At 64.4% G+C, this 16,949-nt stretch carries 19 protein-coding genes and 1 pseudogene; 13 read left to right on the forward strand and 7 right to left on the reverse strand.

Translation table 11 applies throughout. The annotated features are described in order from the left end of the window. Window positions 1-6: 6 nt before the first annotated feature. The gene (locus tag ACFQL3_RS12945) at window positions 7-429 is read left to right on the forward strand and encodes a hypothetical protein (RefSeq protein WP_377054937.1); all 423 of its coding nucleotides are present in this window, start codon (window positions 7-9) and stop codon (window positions 427-429) included. 22 nt (window positions 430-451) lie between these two features. Here the strand turns inward: ACFQL3_RS12945 and ACFQL3_RS12950 are convergent, their stop codons facing one another. Continuing rightward, entirely contained in the window at window positions 452-1,348 is an 897-nt protein-coding gene (locus tag ACFQL3_RS12950; RefSeq protein ID WP_377054939.1) for a DUF6293 family protein, read from the reverse strand. A gap of 108 nt (window positions 1,349-1,456) precedes the next feature. Between ACFQL3_RS12950 and ACFQL3_RS12955 the strand changes: the two are divergent. Then, window positions 1,457-2,410, forward strand: a pseudogene (locus ACFQL3_RS12955) (formate/nitrite transporter family protein); the annotation flags it as partial. Window positions 2,411-2,523: 113 nt separating this feature from the next. Here the strand turns inward: ACFQL3_RS12955 and ACFQL3_RS12960 are convergent. The 3 genes from ACFQL3_RS12960 to ACFQL3_RS12970 all read right to left on the reverse strand — a co-directional run bounded on the left by ACFQL3_RS12960 (window position 2,524) and on the right by ACFQL3_RS12970 (window position 5,816). Beyond that, a complete protein-coding gene (locus tag ACFQL3_RS12960; RefSeq protein WP_377054941.1) occupies window positions 2,524-3,921 on the reverse strand; it encodes a dihydrolipoyl dehydrogenase family protein in 1,398 nt (465 codons plus the stop codon). A gap of 156 nt (window positions 3,922-4,077) precedes the next feature. Continuing rightward, window positions 4,078-5,547, reverse strand: a complete 1,470-nt coding sequence (locus ACFQL3_RS12965) for a sodium:solute symporter family protein (RefSeq protein ID WP_377054943.1) — start codon at window positions 5,545-5,547, stop codon at window positions 4,078-4,080. After that, the gene (locus ACFQL3_RS12970; protein WP_377054945.1) at window positions 5,544-5,816 is read right to left on the reverse strand and encodes a DUF3311 domain-containing protein; all 273 of its coding nucleotides are present in this window, start codon (window positions 5,814-5,816) and stop codon (window positions 5,544-5,546) included. The genes ACFQL3_RS12965 and ACFQL3_RS12970 overlap by 4 nt, the downstream gene beginning before the upstream one ends. 140 nt (window positions 5,817-5,956) lie before the next feature. On the opposite strand from ACFQL3_RS12970, the gene ACFQL3_RS12975 reads away from it, so the two are divergent. Together ACFQL3_RS12975 and dnaG are read left to right on the forward strand one after the other, a co-directional pair. Then, complete coding sequence (locus tag ACFQL3_RS12975) at window positions 5,957-6,697, forward strand: sugar phosphate isomerase/epimerase family protein (RefSeq protein WP_377054947.1); 741 nt, start codon at window positions 5,957-5,959, stop codon at window positions 6,695-6,697. Between the two features lie 236 nt (window positions 6,698-6,933). After that, complete coding sequence (dnaG, locus tag ACFQL3_RS12980; protein ID WP_377054949.1) at window positions 6,934-8,277, forward strand: DNA primase DnaG; 1,344 nt, start codon at window positions 6,934-6,936, stop codon at window positions 8,275-8,277. Here the strand turns inward: dnaG and ACFQL3_RS12985 are convergent. Both ACFQL3_RS12985 and ACFQL3_RS12990 read right to left on the reverse strand, forming a co-directional pair. After that, window positions 8,274-8,690: a GNAT family N-acetyltransferase gene (locus ACFQL3_RS12985; protein ID WP_377054951.1), complete on the reverse strand. Its 417-nt coding sequence runs from the start codon at window positions 8,688-8,690 to the stop codon at window positions 8,274-8,276. The two genes, dnaG and ACFQL3_RS12985, sit on opposite strands and share 4 nt — an antisense overlap. Further along, a complete protein-coding gene (locus tag ACFQL3_RS12990) occupies window positions 8,687-10,012 on the reverse strand; it encodes a DUF92 domain-containing protein (protein ID WP_377054953.1) in 1,326 nt (441 codons plus the stop codon). Before ACFQL3_RS12990 ends, ACFQL3_RS12985 begins: the two co-directional genes overlap by 4 nt. 97 nt (window positions 10,013-10,109) lie before the next feature. On the opposite strand from ACFQL3_RS12990, the gene ACFQL3_RS12995 reads away from it, so the two are divergent. The 3 genes from ACFQL3_RS12995 to ACFQL3_RS13005 all read left to right on the forward strand — a co-directional run bounded on the left by ACFQL3_RS12995 (window position 10,110) and on the right by ACFQL3_RS13005 (window position 11,635). Beyond that, window positions 10,110-10,718 (forward strand): undecaprenyl diphosphate synthase family protein, encoded by a 609-nt coding sequence (locus ACFQL3_RS12995; protein ID WP_377054955.1) that lies wholly within the window; start codon window positions 10,110-10,112, stop codon window positions 10,716-10,718. Between the two features lie 132 nt (window positions 10,719-10,850). Then, a complete protein-coding gene (locus ACFQL3_RS13000; protein ID WP_377054957.1) occupies window positions 10,851-11,045 on the forward strand; it encodes a cold-shock protein in 195 nt (64 codons plus the stop codon). A gap of 185 nt (window positions 11,046-11,230) precedes the next feature. Continuing rightward, the gene (locus ACFQL3_RS13005; protein WP_377054959.1) at window positions 11,231-11,635 is read left to right on the forward strand and encodes a DUF5778 family protein; all 405 of its coding nucleotides are present in this window, start codon (window positions 11,231-11,233) and stop codon (window positions 11,633-11,635) included. Between the two features lie 13 nt (window positions 11,636-11,648). Here ACFQL3_RS13005 and ACFQL3_RS13010 read toward each other — a convergent pair whose 3' ends face one another. Continuing rightward, on the reverse strand, window positions 11,649-12,071 hold the full coding sequence (locus ACFQL3_RS13010) for a Rieske (2Fe-2S) protein (protein WP_377054961.1): 423 nt from the start codon (window positions 12,069-12,071) through the stop codon (window positions 11,649-11,651). A gap of 117 nt (window positions 12,072-12,188) precedes the next feature. Here ACFQL3_RS13010 and ACFQL3_RS13015 point away from each other — a divergent pair, with 117 nt between their 5' ends. The 6 genes from ACFQL3_RS13015 (at window position 12,189) to ACFQL3_RS13040 (ending at window position 16,893) form a co-directional block, all read left to right on the forward strand. Further along, the gene (locus tag ACFQL3_RS13015; protein WP_377054963.1) at window positions 12,189-13,262 is read left to right on the forward strand and encodes an Lrp/AsnC family transcriptional regulator; all 1,074 of its coding nucleotides are present in this window, start codon (window positions 12,189-12,191) and stop codon (window positions 13,260-13,262) included. Window positions 13,263-13,343: 81 nt separating this feature from the next. Beyond that, entirely contained in the window at window positions 13,344-14,018 is a 675-nt protein-coding gene (locus ACFQL3_RS13020) for a precorrin-2 dehydrogenase/sirohydrochlorin ferrochelatase family protein (RefSeq protein ID WP_377054965.1), read from the forward strand. Then, window positions 14,018-15,406 carry a glutamyl-tRNA reductase gene (hemA, locus tag ACFQL3_RS13025; RefSeq protein WP_377054967.1) on the forward strand — a complete coding sequence of 463 codons (1,389 nt, stop codon included), beginning with the start codon at window positions 14,018-14,020 and terminating at the stop codon, window positions 15,404-15,406. The genes ACFQL3_RS13020 and hemA overlap by 1 nt, the downstream gene beginning before the upstream one ends. A 41-nt stretch (window positions 15,407-15,447) precedes the next feature. After that, complete coding sequence (locus ACFQL3_RS13030; RefSeq protein ID WP_377054969.1) at window positions 15,448-15,726, forward strand: 4a-hydroxytetrahydrobiopterin dehydratase; 279 nt, start codon at window positions 15,448-15,450, stop codon at window positions 15,724-15,726. Window positions 15,727-15,728: 2 nt separating this feature from the next. Then, window positions 15,729-16,097 carry an LWR-salt protein gene (gene lwrS / locus ACFQL3_RS13035; protein ID WP_377054971.1) on the forward strand — a complete coding sequence of 123 codons (369 nt, stop codon included), beginning with the start codon at window positions 15,729-15,731 and terminating at the stop codon, window positions 16,095-16,097. Between the two features lie 166 nt (window positions 16,098-16,263). Beyond that, window positions 16,264-16,893 carry an HAD family hydrolase gene (locus ACFQL3_RS13040; RefSeq protein WP_377054973.1) on the forward strand — a complete coding sequence of 210 codons (630 nt, stop codon included), beginning with the start codon at window positions 16,264-16,266 and terminating at the stop codon, window positions 16,891-16,893. Window positions 16,894-16,949 lie beyond the last annotated feature (56 nt).

The following is a 16,949-nucleotide window of genomic DNA, read 5'->3' on the forward strand; positions in this document are numbered from 1 at the left end:
GATTCGATGGACTGGACCGGAGTCGGCGAGTTGGTCGACGAACACCAGGAGATAGTGCGTTCTGTACTGTCGCTCGCGTACATCCTCGCCATCCTGCTGGTCGGTGCGGTGCTGGTCGGTGATCCGACGAGTAACTACCCGATCATCTCCGATGCCGTCGGTCTCGTGCTCGTCGTCCACGCCTACCGGACGGGGAACCTGGCGGCGCTGGGATCGACGCTGTTGCTCGTCGCCGCGCTCGGCATCTGGTTCCTGATCGCCTCGCCGTCGCTTCCCGGCGTCGATATCGGCGCGCTCGTCCCCGCGAGCGTTCCGTCGGAAGCGGTCCCGCCCATCGGACTTGCGGCAGTGCTCGCCGTCGGCTACGCGCTCACGGTTGCGGAGGTCCTGCCACAGCTAGATCGGGTCGTCGCCGAACGTGTCCAGTAAGGGACCGGGCGGACGGAAGGAGCTACTCGCTGTCGTTCGAGTGCGCACGGACCCAGAGTTCACCGATGCGCGACAGGCTGGTCCGGTGGGATTTGCCGTGTGACTCCTGTTCGATGTAGCCTTTCCCGCCGGGGCCGAGCAGGTCGACGTTGTAGATCACTTTCGAGCGGAAGCTATCGGTGTACTCCTCGTTGAGTTCGCGTGCCAGCGCCTCGGCCAACTCGGAGACGCTCTCGAACTCGCCGTGCTCGCCCAGCGTGAAGAGGATTAGCTCCTCGAACGGCTTGACGTTCGAGAAGGAGGCGACCGGTAGCTCGACGATGTGGCTGCCGTCGATCTCCTTCGCACCGATGGTCGTCCCGCGCTCGTCGAACTCCGAGAGCAGGTCGGTGGCGCTGTCGAGGCGCTCGTCGAGGCGCTCTCCGGGGACCTCGGACTCCTCCTGCAGCGTCTCCAGTAGCTCTCGTTGTTTGCGTAGCTCTTTGGCGAGTTCGGTCTCCAGATACTTTTCGGGTGCCGTGTAGTAGGTGTGGATCTTATCGCGGTCCTCCTGGCGCTCGACCATGATCGAGTGGGCCGCGGTGGCGAACGCAAACGAGATGGTCCGCGGCATCGCACTGATGTTCACCCAGACCTCGTTGCCCCGATCCAGTTCGTCGTTGATGAGGTCGAACGCCTGCTCGAAGGCGGCGTCGTAGTCGTAGACGTCGTCGAGGACGAACCGATCCGTCTCCGCGCCGAGCAGGTTCTGGAAGTCCTTGTCCAGTTTTTCCGAAAGGTGCTGTGCGTACTGAACGTTCTCCTCGCTGCCGACGGCCCCTTCGAGAAGGATCACCCGGTCGACGTCCTGCTGATCGCGGACCAGGGGCGCGATCAGCCGGTCGTAATCGAAGCCGACCGGCACGATGTGTGTCTGCATATCCGATCATTGGCGGCGTGGCTTAAGAATCTCCGCAAGTCGTCCCGGCCCCTGCAAGGCTGGCACGAATAGACGGCGTTTAGTGGAGCGAGCGAGAGCATCTACGTAATGGCGACACCCGATAGAGACGACTCCGCGCAGCAATCCGAACACGGAGCGCCCGCGGAAGGGAAAGTAGTCCGCGACCGCTTCGAGACGGACGAGGTGTTCCAGCGGATCATCGCGGCCGCCGACGAGGAGATCGATATCGGGCTGCGTGAACTGTTCTTCAGCAGTCTGGCCGGCGGCTTCGCCATCACGCTCACGTTTCTCGTCTACGCCTCTATGACTGCATCGACAGGGAGCCATCCCGTCCTGAGCGGGATCCTCTACCCGATCGGTTTCGTCTACATCATTCTCGGCGGCTACCAGCTATACACCGAGAACACGCTCCCTCCGGTCGCGCTCTTTCTCGAACGCCTCGCGAGCCTCCCCGCTCTCCTCCGTATCTGGGGCGTCGTGATCGTCGGGAACTTCGCCGGCGGGACGATGGGCGCGCTGATCCTCGCACAGACGGGCGTGTTCGGCGATCCGGCGGCCCTCGCGGCGACGGACCTCGCGATGAAGGGGATCGACACCCCCTTCTGGGATCTGTTCTTCAAGGGCGGCTTCGCGGGGCTGATCGTCGCCGGTGTCGTCTGGCTCGACTACGCCGTCCGCGACACCATCACGCGCTTTTTCCTCATCTACATGGCGTTTCTGATGATCCCCTACGCCGATCTGTTTCACGTCGTCGTCTCCTTCACGGAGTTGATGTATCTGGTCTTCCTCGGCGAACCGGTGCTCCTGTCCGGACTGACAGGGTTCATCCTGCCGGTGTTGCTCGGTAACACCATCGGCGGCGTCGTACTGGTCACCGTCGTCAACTACTTCCAGACGACCGAACGGCGCGTCGAAGAGGCCCGGCGGGACGGCGTCGAACGACAGCTATCGATCCGCGAGTGGATCATGGGCGGCGCGGCCGGACGCGGCTACGTCCCGACGACACTCCAGACCGACTCCGAACCGGAGGACCGCGGCGACGCCATCGAGTTCGACGGGAACGTCTACGTCAAACAGGAGGAGGCCGAGGACTAGGGTCGTGGTAGGGGGCGTGGCCGTCCGGGACTGACGGCAGGACGCGGTCGGGTACTCTACTACAGTTGTGCAGCAGCGTCGCTGAACAGGCCGTCGAGTATCTCCGGCGTCGTGGGGTGGTAGGCGCGGTCCGGAATCTCGTGGACGTCTAGGCCCATCTCGACGGCCAACTGCATCGTCTTGGCCATCACGTCCGCGTCGGGGTGGAGCCCCTGATAGCCGAGCACCGTCCCGTCGCCCCCGACGACGATGCTGGCGAGTCCCTCGGAGTAGTTCCGACTCCGGAAGACGCCGAGCGAGTCGACCGACTGCGTCGCGGTGACGTAGTCGATGCCGGCCGCTTCCGCGGAGTCAGCCGTGTGACCGACGCGTGCGTACGGCAGGTCGGCGAGACCGGAGAAGACGACCTGATGAGTGACGTTCTCGTAGGACTCCAGTTCTTCGGCTGCGCGATGTCTGAGGATGTTCTCGGCGGCGACTTCGCCCTCCTCCTTGGCGACATGCAGGATGGGTTCGCTCCCGTTGGCATCGCCGATGACGAACATGCGCTCGTGGTCGCGGGCCTGCATCGTGTCCTCAACCCAGCCAGGTTCGGGAGTCAGCGCCGTCGCGTCGAGTCCAAGCCGATCCAGTGCGGGCTTGCGCCCGGTGAACATGAACAACTGGTCGGCCTCGACAGTGCTCTCGGTCTCGCCGTCGTTCACCACGGCGCGGACCCCGCCGTCATCTGTCCGTTCGAGCCGTTCGGTCCGCGTGCCGAGTCTGACGTCGATGCCGAAGGCGTCCTCGTAGTGATCGACGAGTTCGGTTCCGAACGCCGGATCGGCGTCGGGGAGCACGGCCGGGAGCTGTTCGACCGCCGTGATATCCATTCCGGCCGCCTCGGAGAGATACGGTACCAGTTCCAGCCCGATAGCGCCAAGCCCGATGACTAGCCCGGACTCGGGGAACTCGGTCGTGTCGAAGACGTCCGCGCTACTCTGGAAGGGGACTTCTTCGATGCCGGGGATCGGCGGGACGGAAAGCGTCGACCCTGTCGCGACGACCACGTACTCCGGCTCGATAACGTCGTCGCCGACTGCAAGCCGGCGGTCGTCGAGGAACGTCGCCTCCTCCTGACGGAGGGTGACGTCGTCGCGCTCGATAATGGAGTTCATTTTCGACTGGCGTTTCCCGGTGTACATCGAGACGCTCTCGTCTTTCCGCGCGACGACCTGTTCGAGGTCGAGGTCGGGGACGTCCGCCCCGATCCGGTCGTCAGTGCGGGCGGCGAACCGCCGCTCGGCCGCCGACAGCAGTTCCTTGGACGGCATACAGCCGGCGAGCACGCAGAGCCCGCCCCCCGGTTCGCCGTCGTCGATCAGCGTCAGTTCGAGATCGGGTTCCGCGGCAAGCCGTTCGACCACCGGTCCGGCGGCACTTCCGTGGGCACCGACAACTGCAACGTGGGTCGTCATACACGACTGTATCCGCCTGGGAAAGATAATTGTTTGGTATTGGGATTTATACACACAACAATCGATATCACAGCTGTTAGTGCCTGAAGATTGTGTTTCGTCGTCGTCGAGACGAGCTACATCGGGAGTGGGTCCCCGGAGGAGCACGCCGCCGACCTACCGGTCGACGCCGGAGAAGAACCGCGACCGGCGCTCGTCGGCGGCCGCCGTCGTCGCCGCCGAGACGGCGACCGTCAGGACGAGTCCCAGCAGCATGCCGACGATAGAGGCGTTCCAGCCGAGGTAGGTCGCCGGGACGAACGACGTGAACACGGAGAACAGGTAGAACAGCTGGCTACCGCCGATCCCCGCGTACATCCCCGAAAGCGTAGTCCGTCGCCAGTAGAGCGCGACGAGGACCGGGAACGCGAGTTGCGCGAAGCCCGAGAACGCGAGGTTGCCGATTTCGATCAGTGTGCCGGGTTGGCTCAGACTCGCGAAGAAGGTCGCGGTGGCGAAGACGACGACGCCGACCCGGCCGAGCAGGTCCTCGCGCCGGTCGGAGATGTCGGCATCGATGAAGGGGCGGTAGACGTCCCGAGTGAAGTAAGACGACCCCGACAGCAACATCGAGTCGCTGGAGGACATCATCGCGGCCATCGCGCCGGCGATGACCAGCGCGGCAAACCAGACGGGTGTGTACTCGTTGAGCAGGATCGGGACGACGTTTTCGCCCGCCGGAACGTCGATACCGAGCCCTGCGGCCCACGTCCCGAGCAGGAAGGCCGGGATGAACAGCAGGACGACCAGCACCGGCCAGAGGATGAAGGTGCGTTTGAACACCGTCTCCGAGTTAGCAGTGAAAAAGCGCTGGTTCACCTGCGGGAACATCGCGACGCCGAAACCGATCGAGATGGCCGTCGAGAGCATGTACTGCGGCGTGTAGAAGGCGCTTCCCAGCGCGAGGAACTCGGGGTTCGATTCGGCGACTGCGGCGGTCGCCGCACCCGCACCGCCGACGGCGTCTAACACCCATAGCGCGGCGACCCAGGTGATGACGAGCATGAACGCGCCCTGTACCGTGTCGGTCCACGCGATGCCGCGCATCCCCGCGAGCACGACGTAGATGATCATGAAGACGGTCACGAGCGCCGCACCGGCCCAGAACGGCAGAGCGCCGGCGGTCAGTCCGCTCAGCGCGGCCCCCGCGCCCATCTGTTGGAGCATCACGTACGGGAACAGCCAGAACAGGCTGATACCGGCAACAAGCCCCCGAAGGCCGACGGATCCGAACCGGTCGCCGAGCATCTCTCCAAGCGTGACGTAGCCGTGACGGTTGCCGATCAGCCACTGCTTGTAGCCGACGACGTACCAGAGAATGGCAAAGATGATCCCGTCCATCAATCCCATGACGAGGATCCACTCGGGCCCCTGCGCGTAGGCGAGGTTCGGCCCGCCGAAGAACGTAAACGCCGACAGGAGAGTGGCAAAGGTCGTAAAGAGGAGAACGATCGTCCCGAACGACCGGCTTGCGAGATAGAAGTCCTCGGCAGTCCGCTCGGTGACTCGGTAGGCCACCAGACCGATCGCAAGCGCCAGGAACAGATAGCCGACGATGATTCCGAGTTGAATACCGATAGCGGTCACAGGCCATCACCACCGCGGTCGTCGCCGGAGCTATCGCCCTCCGGTCCGAGGCGCGGTTCGTCGCCCGGTTCGATCCAGAGTCCCCAGTCCTCGCGAGCGAACAGCCAGAACGTAAGCGTCGCCGTGATCATCACACCGGCGTGCCACCAGATCCAGACCGGAAGTCCGAAGATCACCGTATCGACACCCCAGAGGAACCACGGGATTCCGAGGACTGCCAGCGAGAGAAACGCCAGCGCCCAACCGATCCGTCGTAGACGTGTCGCCATTGCCACCACGTCGGGCCTGCGGATGTTAAGTGCTGTCGTATCATGACGGACGAACGAGAGTACAGACGGCAGAGAGAGAGATGGACAGTACAGCCGATTCAGTGCGGAACTTTTTGACAACTCGCGTGTGATAATTTGACATGCAGACAGGTATCCAGTTATATACACTTCGCGACCTGAACCGTTCGGTCGTCGACCAGCTGACGATGGTCGGCGAAACTTCCCTCGACGGCGTCGAGTTCGCCGGCCTCCCGAGCGAAGACGGCCTGTCGACGGCAGTATCGGCGGCGGGGCTGACGGTCGCTGGGGCCCACTTACAGGCTGAGTTGATCGAACGCGAACCGGAGCGGGTCGCCGACGCCTGTCACGCCCTCGATTGTGCCACGGTCGTCGTCCCGTATCTCGACGAGTCCCGCTTCGTCGACCGGGCGGCAGTGACGGAGACAGCGACGCGTCTGGGCCTGCTCGCCGACGCGCTCGACGAACACGGCTGTCGGCTCCTCTATCACAACCACGATCACGAGTTCGTCACGCCGACCGATACCGACGCACAGACCGCGTTCGACCTGCTCGTCGAGACAGCGGACGACTCGGTCGGGGTCGAACTCGATCTGGGCTGGGCGAAAGCGGCCGGCCAGGACCCGATCGACTTGCTCTACCGATACGGCGACCGGATCCCGCTCGTCCACCTCAAGGATGTCACCGCCGACGGCGAACCGATCGACCTCGGCAACGGCGTTCTCGATATCCCGTCCTGTATCGAGGCCGCCCGGGACGCCGGCGTCGAGTGGATACTTTTCGAGCACGACCAGCCAGAGGATCCGCTGGCATCGCTGGCGAATGCCGACGCCGTATTGCAGGAACCCCACCGCGCCCGGTGAGTGCTGACTTCGAGAACTGTAGTGTTTTAGTGCAAAGACTGTAGCGTATTACTTTTATAACTGTAGTAAACAACTTCAGTATCCGTAGTTATCACGATAGATGGCGACTGAGGCGCTCGCAGGTGTCCTCGCCCAGTGACGACAGCTATTTGGGCCGGCCGACTCCTATATAAACTGTTCCATGGCCTTCATCATGGGCACATCACAATCACGCCTCTCACCGGGGCAGATCATCAATGGACGACACCACAAAATATCTCATTCACGCCGACGTCATCGCCAGCGGGGTGGTCGAGCGGAGTGACGTTGTCGGTGCGATCTTCGGTCAGACCGAGGGACTCCTCGGCGACGAACTTGATCTGCGAAGCTTACAGCAGTCCTCGAAAGTCGGTCGCATCGACGTCGAAATCGACTCCGCGGGCGGGGAGACGCACGGTACCGTAACGATAGCGACGAGTCTCGACAAGGTAGAGACGGCAACGCTCGCCGCGGCCCTCGAAACACTCACCAGAATCGGCCCGTGTCGGGCCGACCTGGAAGTAACGAACATCGAGGACGTTCGCGCGGCGAAACGCCGGGAAGTCATCGAGCGAGCACAGGAACTGTTCGTCGAGGCGTTCGACGAGACGACCAGCAGCAGCCAACAGATCCTCGAAGAGGTGCGCCAGCAGGTCCGGGTCGCCGACATCACCGAGTACGAGGGGCTCCCTGCCGGCCCACGCGTCGAGGAGAGCGACGCTGTCATCGTCGTCGAGGGGCGTGCTGACGTCCTGACGCTGCTAGAGTACGGCGTCAAAAACGCCATCGCGGTCGAGGGGACCGACGTTCCCCAGGAGGTCGCGGACCTGTCGGCCGAGCGGACGACCACGGTCTTTCTCGACGGCGACCGCGGCGGCGACCTGATCCTCAAGGAGTTCAGCCAACTGGGCGACGTCGATTACGTCACCTTCGCGCCGAACGGTCAGTCGGTCGAAGACCTCTCCAGAGAGGAAGTGTTCGAGGCGCTCCGCGAGAAAGTGCCGTACAACGTCGTCGAAGGCGCGTCGGCACCGCGCTCGGCCGTCGCCGCGACGGACGGAAGCGCCAGTCCAGCCCCACCCAGTGGCAGTTCCTCGGCGCAAGAACCGGTCGGGGAGGGTCCGCCCACGACGATCGATCCGGAACTAACTCGGGAAGGCGCCGACGGGGCGGAGTGCACTCCCCAGGAGGAGGCCGCCACGACGGAGGCGGCTGACGCCGGCAAGCAGACAGAGGACCGCGACGACGCCGACGAGAGCGAGCCACAGACCATCCACGGTCACGTACACGAGGTCGTGGGGAACGGTCTGGTCCGACTGCTCGACGACGATTTCGGCGTCGTCGAGGAGGGGGCCGTCTCGGAGGCGTTCGAGTTGCTGGACCGGAGCGACGCCACGGCGAACGCGCTCGTCCTCGACGCGCCGCTCGAACAGCGATTGCTGGATCTGGCGGCCCAGCGCGGGGTCAGACAGGTCGTCTCGACGTCGCTGGGCGAGTTCACGAAGCGACCGACGAGCGTCCGTATTCGGACGGCCGACGAACTCGTCGACGAGTCGGCCTAGAGGGTCCGCGCGAGCAACAGCGCCGGGTCGCCGTCGTAGTACTCGGGATCGACGTCGACGACGTGAAACCCGGCGTCCTCGTAGAGCGACCGCGCCGCGTCGTTGTCGGGAGACACCGCAAGCGACAGCGTCGTAACGCGGTCGGGAAGCCGCGCCATCGTCGCCGCGAGCAGCGCCGATGCGCGGCCCTCCCGTCGGGCGTCCGGCGCGACGACGAGTTCGGCCAGGTAGGCGCTCTCTCCCCCGGGGAGCGTCATCGCGTAGCCGACCGGCGTGTCGGTATCGTCGGTCGAGACGAGCAACAGGCCATAGTCCTCCAGCGCGCGCTCTAACGTCTCGGGCGCAGGTTCCGGTAGAAGCGACTGGAGCGCGCGCAAAACGGGGGCGTCGGCCCCGGTTGCAGTTCGGATCACGAGAGTCCAGTGAGGCCGAAGGCGACAGCCAGTACGACACCGGTAATCCCACCCGAAAGCGTCGCGAAGAAGTTGACGCTCTGGTTGCCGAAGTACTCGCCTTCGAGGGTCGCACCGACGAGGCTGTCGACTGTCATCCCGGCGATGCCTGCGGCGACGACGACGAGCGTTCCGGTCGTTCCGATGGTCGCGAACAGCAGTCCGGAAAAGAGCCCGATGATCGTCGCACCGACTGTTCCCGCGAGTTCGCCCTGCCAGGTGATCGCGCCGTCGGTACCGGGGGCGACGGGTTCGAGCGTCGTGATCAGTCGCGGCGCATCGAAGACGCTCCCGATCTCGCTGGAGAGGGTGTCGGCCAGCGCTGTCGAGAGCGAGCCAGCGAAGGCAAACAGGAAGAGGTACGGATCGACCGCGATCAGCCCCGCGTCCGCGGCGGCGTAGCCGAAGACGGCGGCGAGCGCGACCGTCGCGTTACCGAGTACGTTCGCGCTCCCACGCGCGCCGTCGTTGCCCTCCGCGACGCCCCGATCACGCTTGTCCTCGTAGCGGAACTTGGTCGATAGCCCGCCGATACCGAAGAAGGCGATCATGACGGCGAACCAGGAGTAGCCGCCGAGGACGATGGCGACGAAGGCGAGGAAGACGCCGGTGAGCATCCCCTCGACCGAGGCAGTTTCCAGCGCGTACGAGAGGTAGCCGACGGCGACGGTGACGCCGAGAGCGACTGCCACGTCGAGGGTGCTCGTCGTGAGCGTCACCTCCGAGAGCAGCCACAGCAACAGGCCGATCGAGAGGATCACCGGCGGGTCGTCACGGCCCAGCAGGACCGTCCGGATCAACGCGCCGACAAGCGCGCCACAGGTCGCCATCACGACGAGTTGTGAGGCGTGTGGTATCGGCTCGGCCGCGATCAGTACGGCGAGATACTGGGCGGCAACGCCCGCGAGCAGTCCGCCGGCGACAAAACCTGCGGCGTCGGCGAAGGGGCCGTCGCCGTAGCCCCGACCGAGTTCCGCGGCGAGGTTCCCGTAGGCGTACAGCACGATAGAGCCAGCAAACACCGCTACGGGAAGAGCGGTGAAAACAGTGAGAAATCCGAGCACTACGGCTGCGACGGAGAAGCCGACGAGGCCTTTCAGCCGCTCGTCCCGGCGATCACCGGGGCGAGCGAACAACTCGAAGGCAACCCCGTCGGTGACGAGGACCGCGCCCACCGCGACCAGCGCGAAGAGGCCGGTCGCGACGCGTGCGTCGACTGCTGCGACGAGCGCAAGTGTTCCGACCGCGGCAAACGCCCCCGCTCGTCGTTCGGATGAGGTCACACTATTCCCTTCCTTTACCTGATGGTTACATAAGAGTCCCGAAGCCACGGCGTTCCAAGCCGGTGTGTTTACCACAGCGCGGGATCTGAACACGAACGTGGGACTGTACGATCGGTATCTCGCCCTGCGTGTCCGCCGTCACGACGCACCGCCGCCGGCACACGTCGCCCTCGTGCTCGCGGAGCGTGACCTGCTAGAGCGGGGTGCCTACGACACGCTCGAATCCTTCTTCGAGTTGGCTTTCGAGTACGGCACCGACCGCGTAACGGTCTACGTCAGCGTGCTGGACGAAGCCGTCGCACCGACGCTCGAACGGTCGCTCCGGGACGTCGACGCACCGAAACCGATGGCGATCAGGGGGCCGACCGACGGGGACCGGGCCGACGCGCCGATCCAGATAAGCATCGGCCTCGGGGGGAAACACGAGTTCACGACGGCTGTCCAGGCGCTCGCGACGGAGGTCGAAGGGGGGGAGCTTTCGCCCGACGCCGTCACCGAGCACGACGTCGAGGAACGACTCGTCTTTCCGGACGCGCCGGATCTCGTGGTCAAGACCGGTGCCGAACGCCTGTCGGATTTCATGATCTGGCAGTCAGTCTACTCGGAGCTATACTTCACTGACGTCAACTGGCGGGACTTCCGGCGTCGCGATTATCTCCGTGCCCTACGGGAGTACAAACAACGCTCCCGGCGGTTCGGCCGGTAGGAGAACGCCGGGAGACGAACTCTCTCGTGTTCCCATACCCACTTCGTTTGCAGTGGGTCCTCCGTGGTTTCGTGTCATCGAGCGTACGAAACCCAACCGTTTTTATACCAGAACAAACGACTACTAGGTGCAATGGCGAAAGGTACGGTTGACTTCTTCAACGACACGGGCGGTTACGGATTCATCGAAAGTGACGACGCTGACGAAGACGTATTCTTCCACATGGAAGACGTCGGCGGGCCTGACCTGGAGGAAGGTCAGGAAGTCGAATTCGAGATCGAAGAGGCCGAGAAGGGCCCACGAGCGAAGAACCTCGTCCGCCTGTAACACGACCCGAACGGTGCGGTTCCGGGCGTCGCGTTGGGGTCACACTCAGGCGGTCCGCCCGTGCAGTACGTCTTCCCGTATTTTCTACACTTCCCAGCCGAGGCTATCTCGTTCGCTCACCGCGTTCCGAAATCGTGGAGCGCGAGACCGTGAGCGATATACGTTCAGTTCCGAAAGTAACGGGTATGCCCGAGGTACTCGACGAGGAACTCTACCAGCGCACGAAGCGGCTACTCGAACCGGGAGAGATCCAGCTCAACGGTGCCGTGGTCCACACCGAACTCGGCTCCGAGGACGAAATCGACATGATGCAAGCGACCCTCGACGTCGGCGAGATTATCGCCGAGCACGCGGGCTACGATCCGAAAGACACCTTCGTCTACTCCGGCAACGACGACCCCGACTTCTCCTCGAATCAGCATCAGGGGCTGACCCTCGACGACGAGGAGTTCGTCTGGGAGTGCCAACAACTACTGCGCGAGGGGACGTTCGACATCGTCTTTTACTACGAGGCCAGCGCCGACCAGGACGCGATTCTGGCGGACATCGAGGCGGCCGGGTTCGCCGTCTCCGGCGTCGAGGGCGAATAGCGCTCTCGCCGACTCAGAACTGGAGATGTGAGGTCGAGTCGGGACCGTCGTCGCCGTCGTCGTCGCTCGTACCGGTCCCGAGATAATCGACGTAATCGTCAGTCAGGTACACCTGTCCCCCATCGACGGTGATATCGACCGACGGGAGCGTCGTGCCCGCCGCTTCGCCGTTGTCGCACTCGCCCGAGCACGTGTCGAAGATCGAGCCGTGTTTCGGGCAGACGATGCCGTCGTCGCGAACGATTGCACCGATTTCCTCCCGGTAGAGCCGCTGGTTCTCGTGGGTACAGCGGTTTATCCACGCCTCGACGCCGGTGCCCTCACAGGGGACGAGAACCACCTCCTCCTGTGAACCGTGCTGGTCACGTACCGTGAACAGCCACGATCCCTCCTCTCGCACCGTTTCGACGCTCGTCAACCGATAGCGACCGCTCATATGCGGCCACTGGGACGGAACCCCGTTAATTCCTCGGCCGGGAGTCCTCGACAGCCGTGACCGCCAGCCGATAGTCGTCCCGAGGGGCTTATGTCCGGTCGTTCCCGAGGTTCGGGTATGAGTACTGACGCCGCGGACCTGACCGAGCAGGACCGGGCGATCGTCAACGCGTTTCAGGGCGGCTTCCCCGTCGTCGCCGAGCCGTTCGAACCGGCCGCGGCGGCGCTTGCCGAACACGGGATCGAGCTATCGGCCGAGGCGCTACTGGACCGGGTTCGTGAACTCGACGAGGAGGGGACGCTGACCCGCTTTGGCGCGCTGATCAACGCCCAGGAGATCGGCGGCGCGGCGACGCTCGTCGCCATGCACGCCCCCGAGGAACGGTTCGACGAGATCGCAGAGCAGGTGAACGGCTTCACCGAGGTCGCACACAACTACGAGCGCGAGCATCCGTATCTGAACATGTGGTTCGTCGTGAGCGTCGCCGATCCCGACCGGGTCGAGACGGTGCTCGGGGAGATAGAGGACGCGACGGGCCAGGAGACGTACAACCTGCCCAAACGCCAGGAGTTCCGCGTCGAGGCGAAGTTCTACGTCGACGGGCCGATCGAGGGCGGTGCGGTCGACTGCTCCGACCTCGGGCCAGACGTGACGCCGAGCGGTCGCGAGACGCTCACGCCCCAGGAACTCGATCTCGTCCTGGAGATCCAGGGCGGCCTACCGATCTCGGCGACGCCCTATGCGGACGTCGCCGCGGCAATCGACGCCGAAACCGACTGGGTCATCGAGACGATCAAGCGGTTCGATGCCGAGGGGAAAGTCAGACGCGTCGGCGTGATCCCGAACCACTACGCGCTTGGCTACACCGAGAACGGCATGACGGTCTGGGACGTCCCTGACGAACTGGTCGACGAGGTCGGCCCCGAAATCGCCGGACTCCCCTTTGTCACCCACTGCTACCGTCGGCCGCGTCACGATGGCGTCTGGCCGTACAACTTCTTCGCGATGACCCACGGTCGGACCGAGGCCGAGAGCGAACGTCGGATCGAGCAGGTACGCGAGCGGATGGCCGAGTACTGGGACGTCAGCGACGAGGACTGGGACTCCCTGTTCTCGACGCAGATCCTGAAAAAGACCGGAATCCGCCTCGACGAACGGGCGGAGGCCAACACCACACCGGCCGGGGAGTGATCGCCCGAACATGTACGGCACAACGACCATCGTGTGGAGTGTAGATATGCAGACTATCGCGAGAGCTATCGAGCGAAGACCATGATCCCACTGCTCCACGACTTCAGCGGTGCGACGGTGCTCGTCTTCGGCGGCGGCCGCGTCGGCGCGCGAAAGGCCCGCCGGTTCGCCCGCGAGGCCGACGTAATCGTCGTTAGCCCGACGTTCGCCGAGCAGGAGTTCGGCGACAGCGACCTGATCCGCGAAGCGCCCGACGCCGAGTCGGTCCGTGAGTGGATCGATCGGACGGAGCCAGCACTGGTCGTCGCGGCGACAAACGACGAATCGGTCAACGAGGCGGCCGAGACGGCCGCCCGCGAAGGCGGGGCGCTAGTCAACCGAGCGGACCGGAGCGGCGCGACCGACGACGGCAACAGGGCGGTCGACGACGTGGTCGTCCCGGCAACGGTGCGGGACGATCCGGTGGTCGTCGCCGTCTCCACCGGCGGTACAAGCCCGGCGCTATCGCGGTATCTCCGCCGGCAGATCGAAACGGAACTCGAGGGCGCGGGCGGGATGGCCGAGTTGACAGGGACGCTCCGCGGCGAACTCCGGACGGTATCGCTCTCGCCGAGCGAGCGCCGGGACGCCGTCAGAACGGTCGTGGAGTCTCCAGCGGTTTGGAAGGCTTTACGTAGTCGAACATCTAATGTCCGGCAAGTGGCAGAGGACGTGATCCAGGAGGAACTCGGGGAGTTCCCGGGTGATGGTGAATGATGAACGCTACAGGGGCCGTAACTGGGGTTAGCGTCTCGCATAGCACCGCGACCGTCGACGACGTGGCACGGGCGGGTGCGGCCGACCAGCGTGCAGAGGTCGCAGAGCTAATCGAGAAGCCGTACGTGACTGAAGCGTTCGCGCTTCACACCTGCAACCGAACGGAAGCGTACGTCGTCACCGACGACGCCTCCGTCGGCCGGGCGGCGTTCGAAACGTTCGCACCGCACGTAGACGACGAGTCGGTCCGCTACATGGACCACGAGGAGAGCCTCGGACACCTCATGCGCGTCGCAGGGGGACTCGAATCGCTGGTCCTGGGCGAGGACCAGATCCTCGGGCAGGTCCGGACGGCCTACGAGGACGCCCGCGGCGAAGACGGGATCGGCCCGATGCTCGAAGATGCCGTGACGAAGGCGATTCACGTGGGCGAGCGCGTCAGGACGGAGACAGCGATCAACGAAGGAATCGTCTCGCTGGGCAGTGCCGCCGCGACCGTCGCGATGCGCGAACTCGACACCGATGCGCCGACAGCGCTCGTCATCGGTGCCGGGGAGATGGGGACGACTGCCGTCAAGGCGCTCGCGGATCGCGGCGTCAACGATATCGTCGTCGCCAACAGGACGATGCCGCATGCCGAGCATCTCGCGAGCGAGGTCGACGCCGATGCGACCGCCGTCCCGCTACAGGGTGCGGACGCCGTCGCCGAGCGTGCCGACCTCGTCGTCTCGACGACCGCGAGCGATAGCCCGGTCATCGGCGTCGAACCGTTCGAGACAGAGGGGGAGACGGTCGTCGTCGACCTCGCACAGCCTCGCGACGTGGATCCGAGAGTTGCGGATATCGAGCGCGTCACCGTCTATGATCTCGATACGCTCACGTCGGTCACCGAGCAGACGCGACGCCAGCGCCGCGCCGCGGCCGAGGAGGCCGAGGAGATAATCGATGCCGAGTTCGATCGGCTGGTCAACCAGTACAAACGGAAACGGGCCGACGAGGTTATCGCCGCGATGTACGAGAGCGCGGATCGGGTCAAATCCCAGGAGGTCTCGACTGCCGTCTCGAAACTGGAGGCCGAAGCGGACGCCGAACTCTCCACGGACGAACGCGAGGTCGTCGAGTCGATGGCCGACGCGCTCGTGAGCAAGCTACTCGCGCCGCCGACCAAGAGCCTGCGCGAGGCCGCCGGCGAGGACGACTGGACGACCATCAACACGGCACTCCAGCTATTCGACCCCGAGTTCGACGGCGAGAGCTACCCGCCGATGCCTCCCGAAGGGATCGACCGCGAAGATTTCGTCGACGGACTTCCCGAGGGTATCTCCCCGGAAGAACTCCCTGACGAGTTCCCGGAAGAAATCACCGAAAGCGCGCTTTCGGATGACTGACGGGGTGACCTTTTATTTTCTTGCAGACCGACGAACGTCGTATGGCAGATTTGCTATCCGACGAGGAGATCAGCGAGCAACTTCCCGATGGCTGGGAGCGTGAGGGCGACGAGATAGTTCGCGTCTACGAGTTCGACGAGTACCTTCGTGGGGTCACCTTCGCACAGATGGTCGGCGAAATCGCCGAGGCGGAGTTCCACCACCCGACGATCGAGATCCGCTACAAGGAAGTCGAGATCCGCTTTACCAGCCACGAGGAGGGTGGAATCACGGATCAGGACATCCATATGGCCGACCTGATCGAGTCCGAACACGACTGAAGATGAACGCTCGCTACGTCTTCGCCGTCGAGTTCCGGGTGCCAGTCGACGACCCGGAACTACGCCTCGACCCGGAGACGTTCGAGACGAAACTCTACCGCTCGGCGGCCTCGCCGGGCGACGAAGGCTGGCTGTTTTTCCGTAACAACCTCTGGCGCGGCGAGGTCGGCGACGAGGCACATATGCGCCAACTGACCACCGAGGAACTCCACGTCGACGTCGAATCCGTCGAGTACCGGGCGTTCGAGACGGACGAGGCGTATCTAGACGCGCTGAAAGAGGAGATCGCCGCGGACCTCGACCCGTTCAACGCCGACAGCGTCACCGAAGTGCTCTCGAAGTACTTTTCGAGTTCGCTGGAGGTCGAGTAACGCCACGGTTCGGAGCCTATCGCGCCGGAAACCACGGCGGATGGTCGTGTCGCCCACCGTCGCCCAGTCCGGCATCGAAGGGACCGTATACTGTTGCCTAGAGAGCCCCTGAGGCTCCGAATGAGGGGAATACTTATTCCGTTCTATCGCATACCTAATCTTCCCGATGGTTCCCGATTACGACTTCTGGCTGCTCGACCTCGACGGGACGCTCGTCGACGTCGAACCCGCCTACGTCTACGAGGTGATGGACGAGGTGGGGCGGCGACTCGGCCGGGAGTTCACGACACGCCAGGCCGAACTGCTCTGGCACGGCTACGGCGGGCAGCGTGACCAACTGCTCGACCAGCTAGGGATCGATCCACAGCGGTTCTGGGCGACGTTTCACGAGGTCGAGGACCCGATCACCCGCTCCGAGTCGACGTTCCTGTACGAGGACGCCACCTTCGTCGGCGAACTCGACCGGCCGACCGGGCTGGTGACCCACTGTCAGAACTATCTGACCGGTCCTGTCCTGGAGTACCACGACATCGCCGACTGGTTCGACACCGTCATCTGCTGCACCGACGACGTGGGGTGGAAGCCCGACCCCGCGCCCGTCGAAGAGGCGATGGGCAACCTCGACGTCGGCCAGAACGGCCACGCCGGCGCGCTCGTCGGCGACAGTGCCGAGGATATCGGTGCAGCCAGAAACGCCGGTATCGACGGCATCCACGTCCAGCGCTACGATCCCCACGAACGCGGCTTCGTCGTCTGGGGCGACCGCCACATCCGCTCGTTCGACGAACTCGCATGAAACCGTGCCGAGGGCCTGACCGCCGGATCGCCCCAACCGACGGCTAACGTGCCGCC

Origin of the sequence: Natronoarchaeum sp. GCM10025321 (assembly GCF_042663585.1) — an archaeon.
GTDB lineage: Archaea > Halobacteriota > Halobacteria > Halobacteriales > Natronoarchaeaceae > Natranaeroarchaeum.